The sequence below is a fragment of the Allorhizobium borbori genome (genome assembly GCF_014196535.1).
In the GTDB taxonomy this organism is placed as follows: domain Bacteria; phylum Pseudomonadota; class Alphaproteobacteria; order Rhizobiales; family Rhizobiaceae; genus Ectorhizobium; species Ectorhizobium borbori.
This window is the reverse complement of record NZ_JACIDU010000015.1, coordinates 126,641-133,820: the sequence shown is the minus strand read 5'-3', so window position 1 is coordinate 133,820 and position 7,180 is coordinate 126,641. Positions and strand designations below refer to the sequence as shown.

The window sequence follows — 7,180 nt, the reverse complement described above, 5'->3', positions numbered from 1 at the left end:
CCGCTGAAAACATGCGAGGGAAAGTTGGAACATGGGTCAATTCTCAATGGAAATATCAGGCAACGCCGGGTCAGTTCTCAGTGGCAATCAACAAGATCGAGCGAGGTGCTTCGATGGGCTTGTTGGCGAAAACAGAAATCGAGTTTCAGCCATTCCTGACACCTGATCTCCGACTATCAGACGACGACCTGGCACTCGCCGATCTCCGCAAAACTCTGTTTGCGGTAGACCGGGCAATCGGTCGGCATCATGCAGTCAAATTTCAGCTCTTCGCTGATCGATACGAGATCACAATCGATAATGATCATCCTATTTCGACTGTTGATGCGATCCAACGCGAAAAGATTGTCGATGAAATCGAAAAGATCATGAGCGGAGAGCAAGTATGATTGCGAACGACAACCGGCGGTCCGGTCGGACGACTGACTACACGAAAACACTGGAATTTCTGGCCCACCATGTCATGGCACCGGGTTGTAAGGTGGTGCTTGACGAAGCTCAATTCGAAGTTCTCAAAGCGTACTTGAGCAACATTGAAAATATCGGTGATACCAATTTCCGTTTGGAAATGTGCGTAGATTATCGGGATCACGGCTCATCTAGCGGCTATTCGGTCGCGTGGGATAATGACGGCACCAGGCTTCAGGATGATATCATCGACGCGATTATGGGCGACCTCGTACAAAATCTCGGCTTCACGGGAGCCTCGATCCTGCAGGAGGGTGAACTGATCAAGCTGATCGATGTCGATGAAAGGATTGAGGGGATTCAAGCTCGGATCACTGATCAGCACCGCGTTTCGAAGAAGCTCCACAAGACCGTTTTTGACATTGAACCGAAACAATAGAGGCGTCTGAACCTAAGCCGTTTTCAGTTCACCTGCCGACGCCAAGATGCCGGTTTTCTTAGGTCTTCCGGTACTATTTCGCCATTCAAAAGCAGCCGCATCATCTCATCTTGCCGGGCTTCTTCATCCTGATCGGGCTCCGGCAGTTCAATGTCGTAAGCTCGGATCAGCTCATAAAATGTGCCGACATAATCGATCCCGAGCGCGATCATTACATCGTCGCGGTGGACATCTGGGCTCGCATGATAGCGCTCGATCCAATCGATGATCACGTCATCGTCATGCCGGTCACGGATCACGGAGATATCCTTTTTGTAATCGTCACGGACCCATTCATCTTTAAAAGACATAGGACAAAATTCCTTTTGCAGCCGACGGAATGGACCTGCCACTTATCTTTTCGATCAGTGTGCAGGTTAGCATGGAGCAGAGAGTAGAACGAGCGGAATGGGATGACGAGGATACGCTGCAGCTGATTGAGCTAGCCCGTGCCGGAAAACGTTCGCAGGAAATCAGTATAATCATGCGACGGACACAGGCTGCCATTCACACCAAGGCAACCAGGATTTGCCTTCATATAACGGGATCGAGGTCCGACGACGATTTTGACCCCGCTAAGCAGACCCCTCGACGATGCATGCCATGCCAAGGCTGGATGGCGTCCGCACATATCGGGCAGCGGATATGTGCGGAATGTAAGAAGACCTACGAGTACCGAAGCGCCGCAGGTTAGAATTTCATTCCAGACCAGTGTTTTCAGCAGTTTGGAGCCCATATCGGCCTAATTGCTGAACATATTGATTTTACACGCGAACAAATGTGACGAAAATGGGGCAAAATTTTTAAAGGCGTTTTAAAAAATATTTGCCCCTGGATTGTTACATTAACTTTGCTCCATTTTAGAGATTTTTTGCTATTTTTTCAGAGGCCTAGCATCCACGTATCCCGACTTCTATCTTGTTCGCAGGTCAACAAGTTTGGAGTTGTGAATGGACCCGGAAGTTACTGCTGCTATGCGTGAAGTCGAGCGAGCCGAAGCTGCGGCGAAAAAATATTTCAACATGCTTTGGCAGATTGCGGATCGGCTCAAAGGTCAGCCGACTGATGATGACACGCCTTTGCCGCTTGAACGGGCAGTATGCCATCCGATCCTGGGGGGACGTCTGCGCGCTGATCCTGCCGGTGATATTCCTGGTCCAGCATTTACCGTGGCCTCGCTTCGTCGGGCGATCATTAAGGGCGATCTTAAATGCGTGAACCATGGTCGGTTGCAGTTCATCACGCCAGCCCAGCTGCGAGCTTGGATTAACCGGAAGCCGGATGCTTCGGCTTCTCCTATTGCACCGTCGACCCCTCCAGCCCCGCCTTCGATGTCACCTGCAGCCCCGACTCTGAATGAGAAGCGACAGGAGAATGCGTCCGTGAGCTTGGCCATGGCAGCACTCGATTCCATCGGACCGTCTTCTGGCCGTGGTTTGAAGAACAAGAAAGGGCGTTGATATGGGCCGTAAATCAGATGGTATTCGCGCCTGGTACGACGAAAAGGCTAAAAAATGGCACATCCGCGATCCCGATCCGAAAGCTCCAAAAGCGAAATGGTCCCTGGGGTTCGGGAAGGAGATTGAAGGCAGCGAGGCCAGGGCTTGGCGCGAGGTCGAAAAATATAAGGCTGAAAAAGAGGCTGGTGGACGGCTCAATTTGCAGCGTCAGTCGACGTCTGAGGTGCGCGTTTCTGACATTATCGCTTTCTACGCAGATCGGCGGATCAAAAATTTCGTCCCATCAGAAAAATACAAACACCCTTTGACCCGTATTTATGACGTCAAAATACGGCTGAGGGTTCTGTTGTCTTTCTTCCAGGACCTACCTCTCGATTCAATCAATCTTATGAAATGCGAGGACTTTGGAAAGTTCGTACACATTCGAGAGATCGAGCGTCAACGCGAACTCTACAATCGGCAGGTTGCGATTTATAATGCGAAGCTTGAGGCCTATCAAAAAAAGGTCAAGGCTCGTGAGCAATTCATCGCGGATATGGCCAGCCGAGGTCGATCACGCGTGCTCCCTGAGCTGCGCAGCAAGCCGCCAACTCCTCTTGAACCGTTCAACGCAGCTCTCTTTCCTTATCGCCGGTCAGCAGCGAGACGATATCTCGAAGAACTGAGCGCAGCTATCACATTTGCTGTCTATTACGAGCTACTGAATCGAAAAGTCGTAATTCCATTGCCGCCGAAATACGACGCACGGTCATCGATGTTGTCATTGGCCGAAATCCGTCAGCTGATCATGACTGCCTGGCGAGCTAAGGGCATGGGGTGGATTGATGGAAAACCCGTCAAAAATCTTCATGTGAAACGGCATCTCGCACGATTTATTTTTCTCGCGATCACGACAGGATCGAGAAAAGACAAGATCGAGCGTGTCAGCTTTTTCAATGAGAAAGACCGGCCTTGGATTGATCTCTGGCAGGAGATTGGACCGGACGGGAAACCGGAATGGAGAGGTCGATACCACCGGCTCGGCGATGATGAGATTGAGCACAAAACCAAACAGGCACCTGATATGCCGATCCCTCCAAGGATCGCGAGAACGCTGGCACGGTGGAGAAGCCAAGGCATCAAGTATCCTTGCGCTCACCCGTATGCTGCAAGCGGTAGGGAAGCCCCTGGCAGCGTCAAGGACGGCATGCGTGCTCTCTTTAATGAAGTGCTCGGTGAGGACAACGACGTCGTCATCCACACGTTCCGTCACACAGCGGCGACCTGGATGGCGGCCCAGAAGGACCTGCCATTGCCGTCTGTTGCGGCGTACCTCGGCATGACGACCGAGACCCTGGTTAAGACCTACGCGCATCATCGAGAGGAAGATTTGCAGAAAATTGCGGATGCAATTTTCGATCCTTATCGTGACACTCACAAGGCAAAGTTGCGTGAAACGAATGGAAAACCGACCAAGAACGTCCGACAGAAATCGACAGAAATCGACAGAATGGGAATTAAGCGCAGTGCATGAGAATCGACGAGAGATGACGAAAATTCTGATTGCATCCCGCAAAACTGGGCTTTATAGACACTCTCGCTGGTCACGGAGTGTAGCGCAGTCTGGTAGCGCACCACGTTCGGGACGTGGGGGTCGGAGGTTCGAATCCTCTCACTCCGACCAGCGAAAATCCCCGACCTTCCCTGAAAACAGAATGCTGCCGAAACACGCCTCACAGCGTGCCGGAGAGCTTCTCGTGGAATGACGCGCTGCGGGCGTCCAGACCGGTGAAATGCACCGTCGCGCCATGGTCACGATAGCGCGTTTCGATGGAATCGAGCGCGGCCACCGTCGAGGCATCCCAGATTTGCGCGTGGGTGAGATCGATGACGATGCGCCGGGGGTCTATGCCGTAGGAGAAGCGCTCCACCAGATCATTGCTCGAAGCGAAAAACAGAGGTCCGTGGACATAATAAAGTGCGGTTTCACCATCGGTGGAGACCGTGCGCTCCACACGCACCACATGCGCCACGCGCCGCGCGAAGAGTACGATGGCCAGCAGAACGCCGGCACCGATGCCGAGCGCCAGATTACCGGTGGCGACAGTCAATGCCGTCGTTACGGCCAGAACCGAGGTTTCCGACCAGGGCATGCGCTTCAGCGTGGCGGGCGAAACGCTGTGCCAGTTCACGGTTTTTACGGCAACGATCATCATGACGGCTGCGAGCGCAACCAGCGGGATCTTCGCCATGACACTGGAAAGAACGGTCACGAGCGCCAGCAGAACCAGCCCCGCCACGATGGTCGAAAGTCGCGTGCGGGCCGCGCCGATCTTCACATTGACCACCGTCTGGCCGATCATGGCGCAGCCGCCAATGCCGCCATAGAAGCCGGAAAGAATGTTGGCGAGACCGAGCGCGCAGCTTTCCTGCCCCTTGTGGGAGCGGGTATCGGTCATTTCATCGACCAGCTTGGCGGTCAGCAGAGTTTCGAGCAGGCCGACAAAGGCAACGCTCAGTGCCGCCGGCCAGATGATCTTCAGGGTTTCGAGCGACAGGGGCACAGTGAGCGTCAGGAAGCCGGGCAGGCCGGAGCCCATGGGGCCTTGCGAGCCCACATCCGGCACGCCAGGCACGGCGGCAACGGTGACAAGCGTGACGACGGCAATGGCAATCAGCGGGGCGGGAATGGCGGTGATGAAGCGCGGAGCGAGAAGCACGATGGCAATCGTGAGCGCAAACAGCGGATAGACCGCCACGGGCACGCCGATGAGATGCGGCATCTGCGCGGCGAAGATGAGAATGCCAAGACCATTGACGAAGCCGAGCATGACCGAGCGTGGCACGAAGCGCATCAGCCGTGAAAGGCCGAGCAGACCGAAGGTGATCTGGATGACGCCGGCCAGCACGAGCGTCGGCAGGATGTAACCCGCACCAAACGTCTTCACCATTGGCCCGATGACGAGCGCGATGGAACCGGCAGCCGCCGTCACCATGGCCGGTCGCCCGCCGAAGAAGGAGAGGGTGAGGCAGAGTACGATGGAGGCGACGAGCGCCGACTTCGGATCGACCCCGGAAATGAAGGAGAAGGAAATCACCTCCGGCACCAGCGCCAGCGCGGTGACGATGCCGGCCAGACTTTCCCGCAGGAAAAGGCGCGGCGAGGTCAGCGCGTCCTTCAGGCCCGGCGAAAGCGTGGTGTCGGGCGCGGCGGCAGGTTGCGTCATCGGGGCGTTTCCGGTGTTTTGGGCGGGAGAGGCGGGTCTGGCCTTGTGAACGCGAATTCCTGACGAAAAGCAACCCGCATGCCATTCACGATGTCGACCGGGTAAAAATGAAGGCGGCAGGAAGAATTTTCCACCTTTCGGCACAAGTCGGATGAAAAATCTTTTCATGATGAAAAGTGAGAATTCCATCCCTGTTCTTGGGCGCCGCTTGCTGAGAGAGTCCGCCACACTTGCCGTGATTTGCCGGCGGGGCCTTTGAACGAGGATTGCGCGACATGACCGTTTCCCCCATTACTGCCGCCGAAGAGCTTGATGCGCGCCTTGCCGCGCTCGATCTGCCCGCCCGCCTGGCGCTCATTGCCAGCCTGCCGGGCCGCGCGGTCTTCACCACCAGTCTCGGCATCGAGGATCAGGTCATCACGGCGGCGATCGGCACGGATCAACTCGATATCGATGTCGCGACGCTGGAAACGGGCCGGCTCTTCCCGGAAACGCTGGCGCTGATCGATGAGACGGAGACCCGTTATGGTCTGACCATCCGCCGCTTTCATCCGCAGGTCGCCGATGTCGAGGCCTATGCCGCGCAATATGGCCTGAACGGTTTCTATGAAAGCGTCGAGGCCCGGCATGCCTGTTGTGACGTGCGCAAGCTGAAGCCGCTCAAACGGGCGCTGGAGGGGGCTGCCGTCTGGATTACCGGCCTGCGCCGGGGCCAGTCCGGCAACCGCGCCACCATTCCCTTTGCCGAATATGATGAGGCGCGGGGCCTGCTGAAGGTCAATCCGCTGGCGGATTGGGAGATCGAGGCGATCCGCGCCCATGTTGCGGACGAGGCCATCCCGGTGAACCCGCTGCATGCCCGCGGCTATCCCTCCATCGGCTGCGAGCCGTGCACCCGCGCCATTCGCCCCGGCGAGCCTGAGCGCGCCGGCCGCTGGTGGTGGGAGGACGACGTGAAGCGCGAATGCGGTCTGCACGTTCCGGAAGCCGCCACCGCGATCGTGTCGCAGAGCGCCTGAGAGCAGGGCGCGAAACGTCGCGCCGCTTCGGGCGGCAAATGCCGCATTTTTTCGCGCAAGCGGGAAAAATCGTGCTATAGTTCCTCATGATCGTCGGCATCGCACGCGATGTGCGGCATCGAATGGAACCTTTCAGACGCAAAAGACTTGTTCCCTGTGATGAACATCGGGTGAACTTGGAAAGGTTCCTTTGTTCCTTCGCTCGCTCAATGATCGGCGCCGGATTTTCTGAACTCCCTGTCGCGCGTTCTTCAGTCCGGTGTCCTGAACGGAAAGGAAATGAGAACATGCCTATGGTTACGATCTCAATCTCCCCGGAACAGGTGGCCCATTTGCGCCTCGCTGTGGAATGCGGTGCCTACGCCTCGGACAGCGAGGCGGTGCGCGATGCGTTGATGATGTGGTGCGATGCCCGCAGACGGCAGAGCCTGCCGCCCGTGTCGCCGTCGCGGATCGCTATCAACCGCCATGCCGGCAAGGAAGGCAAGGATGTCGCCCATCTGCGCGTCGGGGATATGCTGGGGTCCTACAGTGCGGGGTCCCTGCGCGGCTGATCCCAGCAAGCTGGTCCTTGTGCCTTGTCATGAAAGTTTCATGTCAGCCTAAGGA

8 protein-coding genes and 1 tRNA gene are annotated in these 7,180 nt (G+C 56.2%); 7 read left to right on the top strand and 2 right to left on the bottom strand.

The annotated features are described in order from the left end of the window. Together GGQ66_RS17440 and GGQ66_RS17435 are read left to right on the top strand one after the other, a co-directional pair. Positions 1-389: hypothetical protein (locus GGQ66_RS17440; protein ID WP_183794011.1), on the top strand; the 389-nt coding region annotated here is incomplete at its 5' end. Further along, positions 386-847, top strand: a complete 462-nt coding sequence (locus GGQ66_RS17435) for a hypothetical protein (protein ID WP_183794010.1) — start codon at positions 386-388, stop codon at positions 845-847. The genes GGQ66_RS17440 and GGQ66_RS17435, both read left to right, overlap by 4 nt. Positions 848-870: 23 nt before the next feature. Here the strand turns inward: GGQ66_RS17435 and GGQ66_RS17430 are convergent, their stop codons facing one another. Continuing rightward, a complete protein-coding gene (locus GGQ66_RS17430) occupies positions 871-1,197 on the bottom strand; it encodes a hypothetical protein (protein WP_183794009.1) in 327 nt (108 codons plus the stop codon). A gap of 639 nt (positions 1,198-1,836) precedes the next feature. Between GGQ66_RS17430 and GGQ66_RS17425 the strand changes: the two genes are divergently transcribed. From GGQ66_RS17425 to GGQ66_RS17415, 3 genes are all read left to right on the top strand, one after another. Further along, positions 1,837-2,346, top strand: a complete 510-nt coding sequence (locus GGQ66_RS17425; protein WP_183794008.1) for a hypothetical protein — start codon at positions 1,837-1,839, stop codon at positions 2,344-2,346. A gap of 1 nt (position 2,347) precedes the next feature. Beyond that, the gene (locus GGQ66_RS17420) at positions 2,348-3,859 is read left to right on the top strand and encodes a site-specific integrase (RefSeq protein ID WP_183794007.1); all 1,512 of its coding nucleotides are present in this window, start codon (positions 2,348-2,350) and stop codon (positions 3,857-3,859) included. A gap of 73 nt (positions 3,860-3,932) precedes the next feature. Next, positions 3,933-4,009 (top strand) — tRNA-Pro (locus GGQ66_RS17415). A 49-nt stretch (positions 4,010-4,058) separates the two neighbouring features. Here the strand turns inward: GGQ66_RS17415 and GGQ66_RS17410 are convergent. Then, positions 4,059-5,552 (bottom strand): SulP family inorganic anion transporter, encoded by a 1,494-nt coding sequence (locus tag GGQ66_RS17410; RefSeq protein WP_183794006.1) that lies wholly within the window; start codon positions 5,550-5,552, stop codon positions 4,059-4,061. Positions 5,553-5,827: 275 nt separating this feature from the next. Between GGQ66_RS17410 and GGQ66_RS17405 the strand changes: the two genes are divergently transcribed. Together GGQ66_RS17405 and GGQ66_RS17400 are read left to right on the top strand one after the other, a co-directional pair. Then, complete coding sequence (locus GGQ66_RS17405) at positions 5,828-6,571, top strand: phosphoadenylyl-sulfate reductase (RefSeq protein ID WP_183794005.1); 744 nt, start codon at positions 5,828-5,830, stop codon at positions 6,569-6,571. A gap of 287 nt (positions 6,572-6,858) precedes the next feature. Continuing rightward, positions 6,859-7,125 carry a ribbon-helix-helix domain-containing protein gene (locus GGQ66_RS17400; RefSeq protein WP_183794025.1) on the top strand — a complete coding sequence of 89 codons (267 nt, stop codon included), beginning with the start codon at positions 6,859-6,861 and terminating at the stop codon, positions 7,123-7,125. Positions 7,126-7,180: the final 55 nt, after the last annotated feature.